The 16,999-nt window shown below is 33.1% G+C and carries 19 protein-coding genes; 16 read left to right on the top strand and 3 right to left on the bottom strand.

Going from position 1 to position 16,999, the window contains the following annotated elements; genetic code table 11:
- Positions 1–6: 6 nt before the first annotated feature.
- A complete protein-coding gene (locus tag D2K62_RS11265; RefSeq protein ID WP_117161478.1) occupies positions 7–678 on the bottom strand; it encodes a haloacid dehalogenase type II in 672 nt (223 codons plus the stop codon).
- Between the two features lie 620 nt (positions 679–1,298).
- Between D2K62_RS11265 and D2K62_RS11255 the strand changes: the two genes are divergently transcribed.
- Together D2K62_RS11255 and D2K62_RS11250 are read left to right on the top strand one after the other, a co-directional pair.
- The gene (locus tag D2K62_RS11255) at positions 1,299–2,759 is read left to right on the top strand and encodes a SulP family inorganic anion transporter (protein ID WP_117161477.1); all 1,461 of its coding nucleotides are present in this window, start codon (positions 1,299–1,301) and stop codon (positions 2,757–2,759) included.
- A gap of 39 nt (positions 2,760–2,798) precedes the next feature.
- Positions 2,799–3,215, top strand: a complete 417-nt coding sequence (locus tag D2K62_RS11250; protein ID WP_117161476.1) for a universal stress protein — start codon at positions 2,799–2,801, stop codon at positions 3,213–3,215.
- 37 nt (positions 3,216–3,252) lie between these two features.
- Here the strand turns inward: D2K62_RS11250 and D2K62_RS11245 are convergent, their stop codons facing one another.
- On the bottom strand, positions 3,253–3,420 hold the full coding sequence (locus D2K62_RS11245; RefSeq protein ID WP_117161486.1) for a helix-turn-helix domain-containing protein: 168 nt from the start codon (positions 3,418–3,420) through the stop codon (positions 3,253–3,255).
- Positions 3,421–3,708: 288 nt separating this feature from the next.
- On the opposite strand from D2K62_RS11245, the gene D2K62_RS11240 reads away from it, so the two are divergent.
- The 6 genes from D2K62_RS11240 to D2K62_RS11215 all read left to right on the top strand — a co-directional run bounded on the left by D2K62_RS11240 (position 3,709) and on the right by D2K62_RS11215 (position 9,378).
- Positions 3,709–5,169: a SulP family inorganic anion transporter gene (locus D2K62_RS11240; RefSeq protein WP_117161475.1), complete on the top strand. Its 1,461-nt coding sequence runs from the start codon at positions 3,709–3,711 to the stop codon at positions 5,167–5,169.
- 39 nt (positions 5,170–5,208) lie between these two features.
- Positions 5,209–5,625 (top strand): universal stress protein, encoded by a 417-nt coding sequence (locus D2K62_RS11235; RefSeq protein WP_112181789.1) that lies wholly within the window; start codon positions 5,209–5,211, stop codon positions 5,623–5,625.
- Positions 5,626–5,724: 99 nt separating this feature from the next.
- On the top strand, positions 5,725–6,606 hold the full coding sequence (locus D2K62_RS11230; RefSeq protein WP_117161474.1) for a DMT family transporter: 882 nt from the start codon (positions 5,725–5,727) through the stop codon (positions 6,604–6,606).
- Between the two features lie 79 nt (positions 6,607–6,685).
- Positions 6,686–7,438 carry a type I 3-dehydroquinate dehydratase gene (gene aroD / locus D2K62_RS11225; protein WP_112181787.1) on the top strand — a complete coding sequence of 251 codons (753 nt, stop codon included), beginning with the start codon at positions 6,686–6,688 and terminating at the stop codon, positions 7,436–7,438.
- A 257-nt stretch (positions 7,439–7,695) separates the two neighbouring features.
- Positions 7,696–8,934 (top strand): coiled-coil domain-containing protein, encoded by a 1,239-nt coding sequence (locus tag D2K62_RS11220; protein ID WP_483312724.1) that lies wholly within the window; start codon positions 7,696–7,698, stop codon positions 8,932–8,934.
- A gap of 138 nt (positions 8,935–9,072) precedes the next feature.
- Positions 9,073–9,378 carry a hypothetical protein gene (locus tag D2K62_RS11215; protein ID WP_117161472.1) on the top strand — a complete coding sequence of 102 codons (306 nt, stop codon included), beginning with the start codon at positions 9,073–9,075 and terminating at the stop codon, positions 9,376–9,378.
- Between the two features lie 48 nt (positions 9,379–9,426).
- On the opposite strand, the gene D2K62_RS11210 is transcribed toward D2K62_RS11215, so the two are convergent.
- Complete coding sequence (locus D2K62_RS11210) at positions 9,427–9,855, bottom strand: BrxA/BrxB family bacilliredoxin (protein ID WP_112181784.1); 429 nt, start codon at positions 9,853–9,855, stop codon at positions 9,427–9,429.
- A 201-nt stretch (positions 9,856–10,056) separates the two neighbouring features.
- Here D2K62_RS11210 and D2K62_RS11205 point away from each other — a divergent pair, with 201 nt between their 5' ends.
- From D2K62_RS11205 to D2K62_RS11170, 8 genes are all read left to right on the top strand, one after another.
- On the top strand, positions 10,057–11,007 hold the full coding sequence (locus tag D2K62_RS11205; RefSeq protein ID WP_112181783.1) for an ABC transporter permease: 951 nt from the start codon (positions 10,057–10,059) through the stop codon (positions 11,005–11,007).
- Positions 11,000–11,947: an iron chelate uptake ABC transporter family permease subunit gene (locus D2K62_RS11200; RefSeq protein ID WP_112181782.1), complete on the top strand. Its 948-nt coding sequence runs from the start codon at positions 11,000–11,002 to the stop codon at positions 11,945–11,947. The genes D2K62_RS11205 and D2K62_RS11200 overlap by 8 nt, the downstream gene beginning before the upstream one ends.
- Positions 11,941–12,699 carry an iron ABC transporter ATP-binding protein gene (locus tag D2K62_RS11195; protein ID WP_112181781.1) on the top strand — a complete coding sequence of 253 codons (759 nt, stop codon included), beginning with the start codon at positions 11,941–11,943 and terminating at the stop codon, positions 12,697–12,699. The genes D2K62_RS11200 and D2K62_RS11195 overlap by 7 nt, the downstream gene beginning before the upstream one ends.
- Before the next feature lie 193 nt (positions 12,700–12,892).
- Complete coding sequence (locus tag D2K62_RS11190; protein ID WP_112181780.1) at positions 12,893–13,870, top strand: siderophore ABC transporter substrate-binding protein; 978 nt, start codon at positions 12,893–12,895, stop codon at positions 13,868–13,870.
- A gap of 211 nt (positions 13,871–14,081) precedes the next feature.
- A complete protein-coding gene (locus D2K62_RS11185) occupies positions 14,082–14,546 on the top strand; it encodes a chemotaxis protein CheX (protein ID WP_112181779.1) in 465 nt (154 codons plus the stop codon).
- A 201-nt stretch (positions 14,547–14,747) separates the two neighbouring features.
- Entirely contained in the window at positions 14,748–15,215 is a 468-nt protein-coding gene (locus tag D2K62_RS11180; protein ID WP_112181778.1) for a chemotaxis protein CheW, read from the top strand.
- 23 nt (positions 15,216–15,238) lie between these two features.
- Positions 15,239–15,595, top strand: coding sequence for a response regulator (locus tag D2K62_RS11175; RefSeq protein WP_112181777.1), 357 nt, complete (start codon positions 15,239–15,241; stop codon positions 15,593–15,595).
- A gap of 128 nt (positions 15,596–15,723) precedes the next feature.
- The gene (locus D2K62_RS11170) at positions 15,724–16,956 is read left to right on the top strand and encodes a methyl-accepting chemotaxis protein (protein WP_112181776.1); all 1,233 of its coding nucleotides are present in this window, start codon (positions 15,724–15,726) and stop codon (positions 16,954–16,956) included.
- Positions 16,957–16,999 lie beyond the last annotated feature (43 nt).

Here is a 16,999-nt window from a genome sequence, read left to right as displayed (position 1 = left end):
TCTTCATTAATCTTTCCATTCTAGAATGCCTTGTAAATTTTGATAAATACTATTTGGTTCAAGGTTTAATTCTTCTACAGGTAAATTCTTGCGATTTATCCAGGCTGTCTGGAATCCATAGTTTTTCGCTCCAGAAATGTCCCAACCATTAGAAGACATAAATAATACTTCTTCACGTTGTACACCAAGTTGTTGTAAAGCATAATCATAGGAAGCAACCGTAGGCTTAAATTGTTTTATCTCATCTACACTGATGAGTTGATGAATAAGACTGGAGATTTCAGATTCCTTAATTAACGGGTCTAACATATCGTGCGAACCATTTGAGAAAACGGCAATTTTTTTATTTTGTATTTGTGATAGTACCTCTTTTACTTCTGGATAGGTTACAAGATGTAAGTAGCTATTAATTAATTCTTTTTCTGAGTTTTGATCAAGTTGTTCACCGTGTTGCTTTACTGCATAACGTAGTGCTTCTTTTGTAACAGTGAGGAAAGTTTGATAATTCCCCATTAATTGGTGTAAGTTTGAATATTGTATTTGCTTTTCTCTCCAAGTTTTACTGATTTCAGTACCTTTTCCAGGATACATTTTTTCGCAATTGTCGCCAACTGAATGAACATCAAACAGTGTACCGTAGACATCGAAGACGAACGCTTTAATAGATTGTTGTGGCATCTATAATCTCTCCTTATTGAATATAATTGAATGAAATTTAATAACGGCTAATGAAGTGAACATTATTTTAACAAAATACCCTTTTACTATTCCCTAATTCAATCGTTTTCTAACTTATAAAATAGGAATAAGATTTATTTTGTTTAATATAGATATATCTTATTGTGTTCTTTTGCCTTTTTTTAGTTATTAAATAAATTTATCTAAATAAACCTTTTTAATCCGCCTAATTTCACTAATTTTAAAGCTTAGGAGTTTTCCTTCTTGTACGAGTTTATATGTAGTCATTTCGTTTATTTGCTAGTATTTCTCAATATGTACAATTGTCATAATTACTTTTCCATATGCCCTCTCCGATTAATCAAGATAACGATATCATAATACTATTTATTTTAAAAATATAACATTCATTTATATTAAATTATACTCAAATATATTTAAACGTATTTGTTTAAAAAGTACCTATATAGAGAAAAATAAAGAATATTAAAGTATATTGTCAATGAATACGCTTTAATAAGGTTTTGATCATTTAAAAGAATATGATATGATTCATTTTGTTCAAAACGAATCGGATTTTTTAAATCGGACAAAATATTACTACTAAAAGAGGTGTTAAATTGAACATTCAAAAAATAAAACAAGATTGGTTTGGCAACGTAAGAGGTGATGTGTTAGCGGGGATTGTAGTTGCACTCGCACTTATACCAGAAGCCATTGCCTTTTCTATTATTGCTGGTGTAGATCCAATGGTCGGACTCTATGCATCATTTTGTATAGCAGTTGTGATTGCATTTATTGGTGGACGTCCAGGAATGATATCTGGTGCTACTGGTGCGATGGCATTATTAATGGTTACTTTGGTTGCAGATCACGGATTGCAATATTTACTGGTTGCTACCATATTAACGGGAGTACTGCAGATTTTATTCGGCGTTTTTAAATTAGCAAGTTTTATAAAATTTGTACCACGATCTGTTATGGTTGGGTTTGTTAATGCACTTGCTATCATGATTTTTACCGCGCAATTTCAACATTTCGAAGGCGAAAGTTGGATTATGTACGCGCTTGTTGCAGTTACGTTAGCTATTATTTATTTATTTCCGCGAATTACAAATGCAGTGCCATCAACTCTGGTGGCGATCATAGCTGTTACAGCATTTGTTGTCTTTATGAATGTTGATATTAGAGCAGTAGGTGATTTAGGAAATCTAACACGTCAATTACCTGTATTCCTAATCCCATCTATCCCGTTCAGTTTTGAAACGTTAATGATTGTATTTCCTTATTCATTATCGCTTGCAATTGTCGGTTTACTTGAGTCATTATTAACTGCTAATATTGTTGATGACATGACAGATACACCAAGTGATAAGAATAAAGAGAGTCGAGGTCAAGGAATTGCTAACGTAGTTACTGGATTCTTTGGTGGCATGGCAGGTTGTGCGATGCTTGGTCAATCTGTTATTAATGTGAAATCAGGCGGGAATGGAAGGTTATCTTCCCTTGTTGCTGGTGTGTTCTTAATGTTTTTGATTATTGTTTTAGGTGGTGTCGTTGTACAAATACCAATGGCGGCATTAGCTGGTGTTATGATTATGGTTGCAATTGGTACATTTGATTGGTCTTCTCTTCAAAGTATTCATAAAATACCACGCACAGATGCCTTAGTAATGATTGTAACGGTTGTTACTGTAGTTGTTACGCATGACCTATCTATTGGTGTTATGGCTGGTGTGTTATTAAGTGCCATCTTCTTTGCTGCCAAAATCTCTAAAGTGAAAGTAAAGAAAATTGTAGAAGTAGAAGGAACAAAACATGTGTATAAAATTTATGGACAAATCTTTTTTGCCTCTGTAAATGATCTAATCGACAAGTTTGATTATATGGATGATGTAGAAGAAGTTGAAATTGACTTATCTAATTCACATCTTTGGGATGATTCAGCGATAGGGGCATTAGATAAGATTGAGACGAAATTTGAACAAAATCACGTTAAAGTAATTTATTCAGGTTTGAACGAAGAAAGTCAATCGTTGAAAAAGAAAATTGGTGGCTTGTCAAAAGCTTCCGGACATTAAAAGATTATCTAACAAATTAAACGTGAAGAGGTGGCTATATTGTTTTCAAAACTATTACTTGCTACAGATGGTTCAGAGCATTCTATTCGTTCGGCTGGTTATGCAGTTGAACTTGCGCAACAGTTTCATGCAAAAATAGATGTTGTCTATGTAATTGATGAAAAAAAATCAAAATCGGATGTTCTCCACCATGTTGATAAGTATGATTTAAAAATAGAAAGACAAGAGAAAATAAAGCCTGTATTAGCACTTTTGGATAAAGAGAAAATTGACTATGAAGTTCACTTTACTCATGGAGAACCAGCACCAAGTATCATTGAGTTTGCTGAAAGTAATCAATCAGATTGTGTTATCGTGGGAAGTAGAGGCCGTAATAAAGTACAAACAATGATTCTAGGTAGTGTCAGTCACAAAGTCGCTAAACATGTGCATTGCCCAGTGTTAATCATTAAATAAAAATAAGGAGTAGCCAGTTTAAACTGGCTACTCCTTATTATAGTCTTTCACCTTTTTTTAGCTTTTCAATAAAATCGTCTAAATCATCCCTTTTAATTCGCCAATGTCTACCTATCTTAAAGCCAGGGAGTTTTCCTTCTTGTACGAGTTTATATGTAGTCATTTCACTTAGCTGCAAGTATTCGGCAACTTGTGCAATTGTCATAATTGCTTTCTCCAAATAGACGCCTCCCAATAATCAACTAAACCTATCATATCATAATAATCTTTCTTTTTGAAAATAGTGATGTTCAATTATACTCAGTTATATTCAACATATTTTTTTAAAAAAGTATCTATGTAAAGAAAAACAAAGAATCTTAAAGGATATCATAATTGTATGCGTTTTCTTTAGGTTTTGATCATTTAATAGAATATGATATGATTCATTTTGTTCAAAACGAATCGGATTTCTCAAATCGGACAAAATATAATTACTAAAAGAGGTGTTAAATTGAACATTCAAAAAATAAAACAAGATTGGTTTGGTAATGTAAGAGGTGATGTGTTAGCTGGTATTGTTGTTGCGTTAGCACTTATACCAGAAGCAATTGCCTTCTCTATTATTGCTGGTGTAGATCCAATGGTTGGACTTTATGCTGCATTTTGTATTGCAGTAGTAATTGCATTTATCGGAGGCCGTCCAGGAATGATTTCTGGTGCTACTGGTGCGATGGCTTTACTAATGATTACATTAGTTGCAGATCACGGTTTACAATATTTATTTGCTGCTACAATTTTAACAGGAGTACTCCAAATCTTATTTGGTGTTTTTAAACTAGCGAGTTTTATAAAATTTGTGCCTCGTTCTGTTATGGTTGGGTTTGTTAATGCACTTGCTATTATGATTTTCACCGCACAGTTTCAACATTTCGAAGGTGAAACGTGGGTTATGTACACGCTCGTTGCAGTTACGTTAGCTATTATTTATTTATTTCCGCGAATTACAAATGTAGTGCCATCAACTCTGGTGGCAATTATTGCTGTTACAGCATTTGTTGTCTTTATGAATGTTGATATTAGAGCAGTAGGTGATTTAGGAAATCTAACACGCCAATTGCCAGTTTTCTTAATTCCATCTATACCGCTTAATTTTGAAACATTAATGATTATATTTCCTTATTCATTGTCACTTGCAATTGTCGGTTTACTTGAGTCATTATTAACTGCAAATATTGTCGATGACATGACAGACACACCAAGTAATAAAAATAAAGAAAGTCGTGGACAGGGAATTGCCAATATCGTAACGGGATTCTTTGGTGGAATGGCAGGTTGCGCAATGATTGGACAGTCTGTTATCAATGTCAAATCAGGTGGAAGTGGTAGATTATCTTCCCTTGTTGCTGGTGTATTCTTAATGTTCTTGATTATTGTACTTGGTGGGGTCGTTGTACAAATCCCAATGGCAGCATTAGCTGGTGTCATGATCATGGTCTCTATTAGTACATTCGATTGGTCCTCATTACAAAATATTCATAAGATACCGAGAACAGATGCATTAGTTATGGTTGTAACTGTTGTAACTGTTGTTATAACCCATGATTTATCTATTGGTGTTATGGCGGGTGTATTATTAAGTGCTATTTTCTTTGCTGCAAAAATTTCTAAGGTGAAAGTGAAGAAAATCGTAGAAGTAGAAGGCACAAAACATGTGTATAAAATTTATGGCCAAATCTTTTTTGCTTCTGTAAATGATCTAATCGACAAGTTTGATTATACAGATGATATAGAAGAGATTGAAATTGATTTATCTAACTCACATCTTTGGGATGATTCAGCAATAGGTGCTTTAGATAAGATAGAGACAAAATTTGAACAAAACCATGTTAAAGTGATTTATTCAGGTTTAAATGAAGAAAGCGAATCGCTTAAAAATAAAATTGGTGGCTTGTCAAAAGCTTCCGGACATTAAAAGATTATTCAACAAATTAAATGTGAAGAGGTGGCTATATTGTTTTCTAAACTACTACTTGCAACAGATGGTTCAGAGCATTCTATTCGTTCAGCTGATTACGCGGTACAACTTGCGCAACAGTTTAATGCAACTGTAGATGTTGTTTATGTAATTGACGAAAAAAAATCAAAATCAGATGTTCTTCACCATGTCGATAAGTATGAACTGAAAATAGAAAGACAAGAGAAAATAAAGCCTGTATTAGCACTTTTGGATAAAGAGAAAATTGACTATGAAGTTCACTTTACTCATGGAGAACCAGCACCAAGTATTATTGAGTTTGCTGAAAGTAATCAATCAGATTGTGTTATCGTGGGAAGTAGAGGACGTAATAAAGTACAAACAATGATTCTAGGTAGTGTCAGTCACAAAGTCGCAAAACATGCACATTGCCCAGTGTTGATCATTAAATAAAAACAAGGTGTTCGCAGAAAGGCGAACATCTTGTTTTTTTGTGTGTACTTGTTAGGCTTATAGAGTATATAAAAAGAACTTTTAGTTAGGAGTGATAGTATTCCTTATATTTTCCTTATTTTTGTAGTTATATTTTTTGCGGGAAATATTTTAATAGGGAAAGCAATTAATGACTTAGCACCGTTTACGATTGCTTTCTTTCGGTTATTTGTGGCATTTTTAGTTGTTTTGCCAGTTGGTTTAAAATCAGCGTGGAACAACAGGGAACTATTTTTAAAATATAAAAAACCTTTCATTATAATGAGTTTGACAGGTGTAACGTTTTTTAATATGTTTATCTATGCTTCGTTACAGTTTACCACTGCTTCTAATGTGTCTGTGTTAGAGACGGTTATTCCGGTGATAACCATTTTATTAAGTGCTTGGTTGTTAAAAGAAAGATTGCGAAAAATACAGTGGGCAGGTGTTATTTTATCTGTTTTTGGAGCAGTTTGGGTTGTACTTAATGGAGAAGTCATGCAAATAACGACGATTAATTGGAATATCGGTGATTTTATTATGGTTGGGGCTATCCTTTGTTGGGCGGTATATTCGATCTATGTAAAGCAATACATGCACTTTTTTCCTTCCATTGCTGGACTGCTTGTGATGACAAGTATTTCACTTATAGTATTATTTCCTCTGGTCATGATGGAGTGGTTATTCTTAGGTGTACCAGATCTATTCCAAAGTGAGTATGTCGTTAGTTTATTATATTTAGGTATATTCCCAAGTTTAATTGCGTTACTATTATATAATCATGCCGTACAAAAATTAGGCGCATCTAAGGCGTCATTATTTCTAAATTTCTTACCAGTCATTACAATGCTCGGTGCGTATCTTTGGTTAGGTGAATCGATTACGCTCATACAAATAGGTGGTGCATTGCTTGTAATAGTAGGTGTAATTATTACAACACAAGTAAACTACAAATCCGTTTAAGAAAAAGAGATGCATAGCTTCTTTCATAGCACAATTATTGCTATAATAAGATTATTATTATAAAAGGGAAGGGAAGCATGTGAAAAAAGAAATTCATGTAAAAGGTGTAACAATTGGTTCAGGTAATCCAAAGATTTGTGTGTCATTAATAGAAAATTCAGCGGATAGATTGGTTGAGGAAGCAAAGGCTTTGCGCACACTTGAAATTGATTTAGTTGAGTGGCGTGTTGACTTTTTCAAAGATGTTGGTAATGTAAAGTTAGTAAAAGAAGCGCTTGAAGAAATTCGTCACGTTCTCCCAAATACACCATTAATTTTCACTTTTCGCACAGAAAGTGAAGGGGGAGAAAAGCAAGATCAATTAGTTGATTATTTTCAGCTAAATAAAGAAATCATCGAAACAAATATGTTAGATATGATAGATATTGAACTTTCTACAAACAAAGAAAAAAGACAAGCACTTATAGAATGTGCACATGCTAATCATATATCTGTAATTGTATCTAATCATGACTTTGATAAGACGCCTTCGAAGGATGAAATTATCTCTCGATTATGTCTTGCAGAAGAAATAAATGCTGATGTAGCGAAGATTGCTGTCATGCCACGTAGTCCTAGAGATGTTATAACATTGTTAGACGCAACAGAAACAATGTATCGGTCATATGCAAAAGGGCCAATTATCACGATGTCAATGGGGAGTATAGGTGTTATTAGCCGTATGGCTGGTGGGATTTTTGGTTCGGCAGTTACTTTTGCTGCTGCAGAGCAAGCATCAGCCCCTGGCCAACTAGCTGTTTCAGACTTGGTACAAATCTTAAATAAATTATAGTAATCAAAAAAGAGATCTATTAGATCTCTTTTTTGATTACTATAATTTATGAATCTAGCAAAAATGACACAAATTGAAATATAATTGTAATGTTCATATAACACTACTGTTACTTCAAGATGTTATACTGACGTTGCTGGAAAATTCACAGCGCAAATTTAAGTATTTAAAACTATATATATACCTATAACCTACATAGAAGAATAGTATACATAAATACTAAAAAAAATTGTAAATAGAAAGAGAGTGTGGAAGCATTGAATAATAAAAAAATCTTAGTTGGTATGACATTAACATTTGGTTTAATAATATCCTTTCCAGTAGAAAAAGAATTGGTCTATGCTGAAACACAAAATGAGATTGAAGAAAATCGTGCGGAAATTCAATCTGAATTAGAAGATAAGAAACAAGATTTACAAGATGTGCAAGCTGAATTAATAGCTTTAAATGAAGATATTGCACGTGTTGATGAAACAATAGAAGAGAATGAAAACAAAATTAAAGAAACAGAAGTTGAGATAGAAACAAAACAAGAAGAATTAAAGATAAAAGAACAAGAAGTGAAGGAATTAGAAGAAGATATTGACAAACGTTTTGAAATCTTGAAGGATCGTGCATCATCTTTACAAAAATCTGGAGGTTCTGCTGGTTATCTTGAAGTGATTTTTGGTTCAGAAAGTTTCACTGATTTTATTGATCGTGTTTCATTAGTAAGTAAAATCGCTAAAGCCGACAGTAATTTAATTGATCAGTTTGAAGCGGACAAAGAAGAATTAGAGGTACAAAAAGCTAAAGTTGAAGAAGAGTTAGCAGAATTATCTGCAATGCAAGAAGAATTAACATTAATGCAAGCACAGATTTTAGAACAAAAAGAAGAAAATGAAGCAAAAAAAGAGACTTTAAATGAAAAAGAAAAGGCTAGTCAATCTATAATTGCTGAACTAGAATTAGAAGACAGTGAATTGGCACAGTTAGAGGAACAAGCTAAAGCACAAGCAGAAGAAGCAAACAGTCAAGTAATTGAACAGTACGCAGCGACAACAAGTACTTCTAGTAGTTCAAGCAGTTCAAATTCTACAACGTCGTCAACAGTAACTGTTAAATCTAGTGGAAATGCAAGTAGCATCATGTCTGCTGGTTATAAATATATCGGAAACTCTGCATATAAATTTGGTGGAGGACGTACTTCTTCTGATATAGCAAATGGTTTGTTTGATTGTTCAGGATTTGTTTCATGGGCTTTTGCACAAGGTGGAATAAGTGTACCAGCTAGTACTAGTGGATTAAGCGGAGTTGGACAAAAGGTTTCAACTAGTGACATGCAACCTGGAGATCTTGTGTTTTTCAATACATACAAGACAAACGGTCATGTCGGAATATATCTAGGCGGTAATCAATTCATTGGTTCACAATCATCTACAGGTGTTGCAGTTGCAAATATGGGTAGCGGATACTGGGCAGATAAATTCAGTGGTCATGTTCGCAGAGTTAATTAATACATTCATTTAAGTGGCATAGAAGCTCACTTTATCAAAAGTTCGATGTAACGTTCATAACCTTACATCGGGCTTTTTTCTTATATTATGTCAAATATGTCTATATTATGGATAGATATATAAGAAAGGAGAAACAATTTGGTTGAACAATCATTCGATACTAATTTAATTAAAAATATAGAAGTGAAAAATGCTGCTGAATTTAGTGGATATCATGTTTATTTTACGATCAACGATCAGAAATTCCAATTGTTAGTGGGGGCTGGTGAACGTCTGTTTGTTCTTAATATTAAACATGTATTTGAAGAAAAAGCTACATGCAAACTATGTTCAAGAATAATATTACCTACACCTATTGGTCATCAATGGTGTAAGTTTTTAAAAGAACAAAAAGAAGTGTTACTTTCATTTTTTGAAAGTCAAATAAAACTTTATCAGAAATAAAAGTAAAGCCAGAAGGCACTTGTAAGTGCTTTCTGGCTTTATGATTGCTTAATTATGTGTGTGATAAGCTTTAGTTAAATTATTTGTAATTTCTTCTAGTTCATAACCTTCAATTTCGTCCCTCGGAATAAAATGAGCAACTTTTCCATCTTTCATTAGAGCAATAGAAGGAGAAGATGGCTGGATACCTGTAAAGTATTCACGCATTTTTTCGGTTGCTTCTTTATCCTGTCCAGCAAAAACAGTGACAAGGTGGTCAGGCTCTACACCATGTGACAAGGCATCTATCACAGCAGGTCTAGCTAATCCTGCAGCACAACCACAAACAGAGTTGACAACTACTAAACTTGTACCTGTCGAAGTCTTTACAAATGTATCTACTTCCTCTGGAGTTGTAAGTTCCATAAACCCAGCAGATGTTAATTCACTTCGCATTGGTTGTGTAATTTCTTTCATATATTCTTCATATGCATTCATTCTATGCACTCCTTATTAAAAGTTTAAGTAACACTTCATTTATTTTAGCACAGTTAAACCAAATCCAAAAATCAGAATAACAAATAATGGCTTAAAATATGAAAAAGATATTGACAGCGAAGTGTAACATGTTAAGATAGTAAGTAATTTAATTGATAATGAATATCATTATTGTTTAATTCTTCTGTAAAGGAATTTTTTATGAAAAAAAGATACTTGATTATTCTACTAATTCTATTATCTATTCTATCCTTATTTATTGGAGTAGTTAATTTAACGCCAGGAGATTTGTTTCACTTAACAGAAAGTCAGTCACAAATAATATGGATTAGCCGATTTCCACGATTAATCAGTATTATAATTGCAGGAGTTAGCATGAGTATTTGTGGATTAATCATGCAACAATTGAGTCGAAATAAATTTGTTTCACCAACAACTGCTGGAACAATGGACTCTGCAAGATTTGGTATTTTAGTATCTATGTTGTTATTTTCAACTGCATCACCTATTCAAAAAATGTTAGTTGCATTTGTTTTTGCATTAGCTGGAACATTTATCTTTATGAAAATTTTAGATAAGGTGAAATTCAAAGACCCGATATTTATTCCTTTAGTGGGATTGATGTTTGGTAGTGTCATAAGTTCAATAACGACGTTTTTTGCTTATAAAAATGATTTAATTCAAAATATGTCTTCTTGGTTACAAGGTAATTTTGCGCTGATCATTCAAGGGAGTTATGAAATGCTCTACATAAGTATACCATTGGTTGTTCTCGCATATATCTATGCAAATCGTTTTACAATAGCAGGAATGGGCGAAGACTTTTCTACGAATCTCGGAATGAATCATAAGAAAATTGTGAATATAGGGCTTGTAATTGTAGCGTTAATGACCTCTGTTGTTATCATAACGGTTGGAATGATTCCATTCTTAGGTTTGATCGTACCGAATATTGTAACGCTATATAAAGGTGATAACTTGAAGAATAGCTTGCCACATACTGCATTATTAGGTGCCATATTTGTATTGGTTTGTGACATTATTGGAAGAACTATTATCTTCCCTTATGAAATTGCAATTGGTGTCACCGTAGGCGTTATTGGTAGTGGACTATTTCTTTATTTGGTAATGAGGAGAAAGGTTTATGAGTAATAAAATTAAAATGCTTCTTTTAGCTTCAGGCGCAGTAGTACTTGTGCTCATTTACATATTTATTGGTATAACAGGAAACTGGGATTATATTTTACCGAGAAGAGCAACTCGCATTTTAGCAATTGTTATTACAGGTGCTGTGATCGCCTTGTCAACTATAATATTTCAAACAATCACAAATAACCGAATCTTAACACCTAGTTTAATCGGTTTGGATTCATTGTATCTATTAATTCAGACATTTATTATTTTTGTTTATGGTTCTACTAGTGTTACGGCTCTAGATAAAAATTTGAATTTCTTTATCGCAATTGGATTTATGATTGCTTTTGCACTGTTTCTATTCCAAATATTATTTAAGAAAGGCCGTAATATATATCTTCTACTTTTAATAGGTTTAATATTTGGTACTTTTTTTCAAAGTTTATCATCGTTTATGCAAGTATTAATAGATCCGAATGAATTCTTTATTGTGCAAAATAAAATGTTTGCAAGTTTTAATAATGTCGATACAGATCTATTATATTTATCTATTGGAATACTTTTTATCACTTGCCTTTATCTAGCCAAATATGTGAAATATCTAGATGTTTTATCTCTTGGTAAAGAACAAGCGATTAACTTAGGATTAGACTATGATTTTATTGTCAAACGCCTAATGATTGTAATTGCAATTTTAGTGTCAGTAGCAACCGCACTTGTCGGACCAATCATGTTTCTCGGTATCTTAGTTGCGAATGTTACGAAAGAGATGTTCAAAACCTACCGACATACCTATCTAATCCCTGGTTCCATTTTAGTTAGTATTATTGCATTAGTTGGCGGGCAATTAATAGTTGATAGAATCTTTACATTCTCTACAACATTAAGTGTAATCATTAATTTTATAGGTGGAATCTATTTTCTATATCTTATATTAAAGGAGAATAAAACATGGTAGAAATAAAAGAAGTTGCAAAAAAATATGGCGATTCGTTTGTTGTTGATCATGTTTCTATGAATATCCCTAAAGGGAAAATCACCTCCTTTATTGGTCCGAATGGGGCAGGAAAAAGTACACTTTTATCAATGATGAGTCGTCTAATTGCTAAAGATCACGGTGAAGTTTTAGTCGATGATGAAGAAATCACGCAGACGAAAAATAATGAGTTAGCGAAAAAAATATCTATTTTAAAACAATCTAATCATATAACTGTTCGCTTAACAGTCAGAGAACTAGTAAGCTTTGGCCGTTTTCCTTACTCACAAGGAAGATTGACGAAGGAAGATACCATTATGATTAATGAATCAATCGCTTATATGGAATTGGAAACGATGGAAAATAAATTCATTGATGAATTAAGTGGTGGGCAGCAGCAACGTGCATATATTGCCATGATTATTGCCCAGGACACTGACTATATCTTATTAGATGAACCTTTAAATAATCTTGATATGAAACACTCTGTTCAAATTATGAAAGTATTACGAAGATTAGCAGATGAATTAGGTAAAACAGTTATTATAGTTATTCATGATGTTAATTTCGCTTCCGTTTATTCGGATTATATAGTTGCCTTAAAAGACGGAAAAGTCGTTAAACAAGGTGCAAAAAATGAAATTATTAAGCAAAGTGTTTTAAAAGAGGTTTATGACATGGATATTCAAATTCAAGATATTGATCAATGTCGTATCTGCCTTTATTTTGCGTGAGTAGTGACGTCCACGCAATCTTAGCTAATATGTTTTAAATCATGGTGAAGTTGTGTCTATAATGCTGGGAGTCTGGATTTCTATTTGGATAGCTGGGCCCAAGAAATAAGCAAATCTTAATAGGAAGCAATCACAGATAGTTAGACCAATTATCATCTGTTTAAATAAATTTTAAGAAAATAGGAGTGAAGAAATGAAAAAACTTGCATTGTTATTACTTATGTTGCTTTTCGCACTAGTTGCAGTAGCTTGTGGTTCTGAGAGCGACGAAGCAACAGCAACAGATGATATAGAAGAAGAACAAACAGAAGAAGAGGTAGAAGAAGTTGAGGCTCCCACTGAGATAGAGGTTGAGCATGAACTTGGCACTACTACTGTCCCTGTAAATCCAGAAAAGGTTGTTGTATTTGATTTTGGTACATTAGATAGCCTTGACAAGTTAGGTGTAGATGTTACAGCAGTGGCACAAGAAAGCTTACCGTCATATCTATCAAGCTATGAAGATAGTGCTTATGAAAATGCTGGTACACTATTTGAACCGGATTTTGAAAAACTAGCTGAAATTGATCCAGATTTAATTATAATTTCTGGTCGTACATCAGAAGTATATGATGATTTATCAGAATTAGCTCCAACGATTTATATGGGTGTAGATACTACACGCTATATGGAGTCATTTGAAGAAAATGTTACACTATTAGGTGAAATTTTCACGAAACAAGAAGAAGCTAGTGCTGCATTTGAAGAAATTGAAACAGAAATAGCAGATTTAAAAGAATCCATTCCAACAGATAAGACAGGACTTATTGTTCTAACAAATGATGGTAGTCTTAATGCATATGGACCTGGTTCACGTTTTGGAATAATTCATGATGTATTTGGTGTTACTCCTGCTGATGAAGAAATTGAAAGTTCAACACACGGTCAAAATATAAGTTTTGAGTATGTTTCTGAAACAAATCCAGATTATATATTTGCTGTAGATCGAAACCAAGTTACCGGTGGCGATTACACTGCTGAAAGTGCGCTAGATAATGAATTGGTTAATTCAACTAACGCAGCACAAGAAGACCATATTGTTCTTCTAAGCCCTGATTATTGGTATCTTTCTGGTGGCGGTCTAATATCTGTAGCTGAAATGGTTAATGAAATTGCTGCAGGAATAGAATAAGCTTTATAAATAAGTAGATTAATAGTAAAAGAGGTGGTTAATATAACCATCTCTTTTATTTTAAAAATTTATAGGAAAAAGTACTTAATTATTTGGTGGTTTATGTCGAAAATAGAAGTAGTGCTAAAAAGCTATCGCTTTGAAAAAAATAAAGGCATTGGGTTTAGCGTTAAAAATAAAAGATACATTAAGAAAAAGGGAGGATAATCTATTGACAACGGAGAGTAAGAACATCAATGAAATGATTAAAGATTTATATAATGGTACCATCCATACGGTTAAAAAGGTTATACCAATGGAGCCAGTAATGGGTTCTCCAGAGCTTATAGCTCCACCATTAGTGGTTAAATTTGGTGTTTTAATTGGCTTTACAGGAGATTTAAAAGGAGAGTTACTTTTACAAGCTAGCCAAGAATTGTTTAGTGAGATTGGTGAAGCGATGTTTGGTATGCCGTTATCAGAAGAGATGCTTGATTCTTTTGCAGGTGAATTAGGAAATATGGTTGCAGGAAGTTTATCTACTTATCTAGCAGAAGTTAAAGTTCAAACGGATATTACACATCCCACTGTATTAAATGGTAGCACTAAATTAACTGGATTTAAGCGAGCATTACGAGTTAAAGTAGACTATGGACAAGGAAAAGAACTAGAGGTTTTCATACTGTTAAATCAATAGTCTGAAATAGATTTGTGTATATAAATGAAAGTACTTTAACCGATATTGATTTATACGTATAAAACAGGTATTCTGATACTATCTTTTATTTTGAAAATACTAGATGAAATGTGTCTATAAGATCATTCGTTACGTAACTTATCATGCTATTATTATTTTATACTAGTGAATGACATATTTTATTTATAAAGGGGAAAGCAAATGAGTACTGAAAAATATATTATCTTTCAATTAAACGGTCAAGAATACGGGGCAAGTATTCAACAAATTATCTCAATTGAACGTTTACAAGATGTTGTTGCACTGCCGCAAGTTTCAGATTTTATTGAGGGTATTACGAAAATGCGTGGCGAAGTTATTCCTGTCATTGATTTAAAAACTCGAATGCATTTAGAGCGGTCTGATGAAACAGAACAATCAAGAATGCTTGTTTCTAAAGTCAATGAAGGTGAAGTAAATGTTGGTTTTGTAGTAGACGCAGCATCCGACGTAATTGATATTGATCAATCTGATATTGAAGATGCACCAACAACAATCAAAGGTGTCAATGCGAATTTTTTGCATGGTGTGGCAAAATTAGAGGATCGATTATTATTGTTGGTCGATCTAGAATATGTGTTGAACTATGAAGAATTAAATGAATTAAAACAAGTTGTTGAAGAGAAATAAGACTTGATGTAGGAGGAAATAGTATGGCTAGAATTTTAGTAACAGATGATGCCGCATTTATGCGCATGCAATTAAAAAATATTTTTACTTCTTTAGGTCACGAAGTAGTAGGAGAAGCAGAGAACGGAAAGATGGCTATAGATCTTTATAATGAGTTGAAGCCTGATCTTGTATCAATGGATATTACAATGCCTGAAATGAATGGTGTTGAGGCTCTTAAAGAAATCAAGAAAAATCATCCGGATGCTACAGTTGTTATGTGTTCTGCTATGGGACAACAGCAAATGGTGTTAGAAGCAATTCAATCAGGTGCAAAAGACTTTATTGTAAAGCCATTTGACCAAGATCGTATTCAGCAAGCTTTATCTAAAATCTTTTAAAGTATTTAAAAACGTAAAAGAAAATCTTTTACGTTTTTTCATTACTACAAAATAATAGTTAATATTTTCAAAACAGAGCCGATAATAAAAGGGAAGATTAAAATAATAGTAAGGGGTGTCATCCGATCATGAAAATCAGATTAAGTCTATTTGTTAGTTTTTTGCTAGTTATTTTATTACATACTGCAGTTATTGGCTATAGTATATTTGCGTTGGTAAAAGTGGACGCGTTTTCATTACCAATAATTATTGTTTTCGGTGTTGTTTTGATCGCGAGCTTTGCAATTGCTCACTTCTCAAGTCTGAAAATTGTGAAGCAATTAAAACAAACTAGTGAACGAATAGAAATATTAGCAAGTGATAAAGTAGAAGATCTGCCTGAATCAAATATGAATAATGAAGAGTTTATTTTATTAAATGAAGAAATTGACCATCTATTTGAGAAAACTAAAAATTCATTACAGTTTATCTCGACGATAACAGAGCATATGAATAAACAAAGTAGCACATTACATCAATATACAGATGATTTAGAGAAGGATAGTAGTTATATTACTGCTACGATGCAAGAAATATCAAGCGGTGCTGAAGAACAAGCAAATTCTGCTTCCTCTTTAACAGAAACGATGCAGAAATTCTCCAATACAATAATGAGTGTTGTATTAAATGGTGAAAATATAAAAGAAGAGTCCAAATCTATGTTATCAATCACAGATGAGGGTAGTCAACTGATGCATCAATCGGTTGATAAAATGTCGGTTATTGATGATACGATTAAACAATCGTTAGATAAAGTAAGAGGACTTGATGCTATGACATTAAAAATAACCAAGGTAGTAACTGTCATTAAAGAAGTTGCAGAACAAACTAATTTACTAGCGTTAAATGCAGCGATTGAAGCAGCGCGTGCTGGCGAACATGGAAAAGGCTTTGCAGTTGTAGCAGATGAGGTTAGGAAACTTGCAGAACAAGTAAGCTTATCTGTTACCGATATTACGGAGACAACAAGTGGCATTCAAGACGAGTCCAAAGAAGCTGTAGAAGCATTGGAACGTGGATACCAAGCAGTTAATGAAGGATCAACACAAATTCAAACGACTGGCTCTACATTTGACAAGTTAAATACTATTATAACGAATATAGGTAAAGAGATCGAGGATGTCTCAAATAACTTGTATGATGTACTTGATAATACTAAGGTTATTAATGACTCGATTACTAACATTGCAAGTGTGTCAGAAGAATCAGCAGCAGGTATTCAAGAAGCAGAATCTGCATCAGAACGTTTGAGTGGATCTGTTGAAAATATTCGCGTAGGACAAGAAGAGCTAGAAACAGGTATTAGTAAATTGAATTTCTAGTATGTAAAGAAGAGAGGTAATAGCTGAAAAAGGCTAACCGCTC

The sequence above is a fragment of the Paraliobacillus sp. X-1268 genome, from assembly GCF_003426095.1.
Classification (GTDB): domain Bacteria; phylum Bacillota; class Bacilli; order Bacillales; family Amphibacillaceae; genus Paraliobacillus_A; species Paraliobacillus_A zengyii.
The sequence above is the reverse complement of the archived record's forward strand: the minus strand, read 5'-3'. Positions and strand labels throughout refer to the sequence as shown.

Bases quoted from the DNA above. Each gene is read 5' to 3' on its own strand.
- D2K62_RS11265 (WP_117161478.1), bottom strand. From the start codon at position 678: ATGCCACAACAATCTATTAAAGCGTTCGTCTTCGATGTCTACGGTACA.
- D2K62_RS11245 (WP_117161486.1), bottom strand. From the start codon at position 3,420: ATGACAATTGCACAAGTTGCCGAATACTTGCAGCTAAGTGAAATGACT.
- D2K62_RS11210 (WP_112181784.1), bottom strand. From the start codon at position 9,855: ATGAATGCATATGAAGAATATATGAAAGAAATTACACAACCAATGCGA.
- D2K62_RS11205 (WP_112181783.1), top strand. From the start codon at position 10,057: ATGAAAAAAAGATACTTGATTATTCTACTAATTCTATTATCTATTCTA.
- D2K62_RS11200 (WP_112181782.1), top strand. From the start codon at position 11,000: ATGAGTAATAAAATTAAAATGCTTCTTTTAGCTTCAGGCGCAGTAGTA.
- D2K62_RS11195 (WP_112181781.1), top strand. From the start codon at position 11,941: ATGGTAGAAATAAAAGAAGTTGCAAAAAAATATGGCGATTCGTTTGTT.
- D2K62_RS11190 (WP_112181780.1), top strand. From the start codon at position 12,893: ATGAAAAAACTTGCATTGTTATTACTTATGTTGCTTTTCGCACTAGTT.
- D2K62_RS11180 (WP_112181778.1), top strand. From the start codon at position 14,748: ATGAGTACTGAAAAATATATTATCTTTCAATTAAACGGTCAAGAATAC.
- D2K62_RS11175 (WP_112181777.1), top strand. From the start codon at position 15,239: ATGGCTAGAATTTTAGTAACAGATGATGCCGCATTTATGCGCATGCAA.
- D2K62_RS11170 (WP_112181776.1), top strand. From the start codon at position 15,724: ATGAAAATCAGATTAAGTCTATTTGTTAGTTTTTTGCTAGTTATTTTA.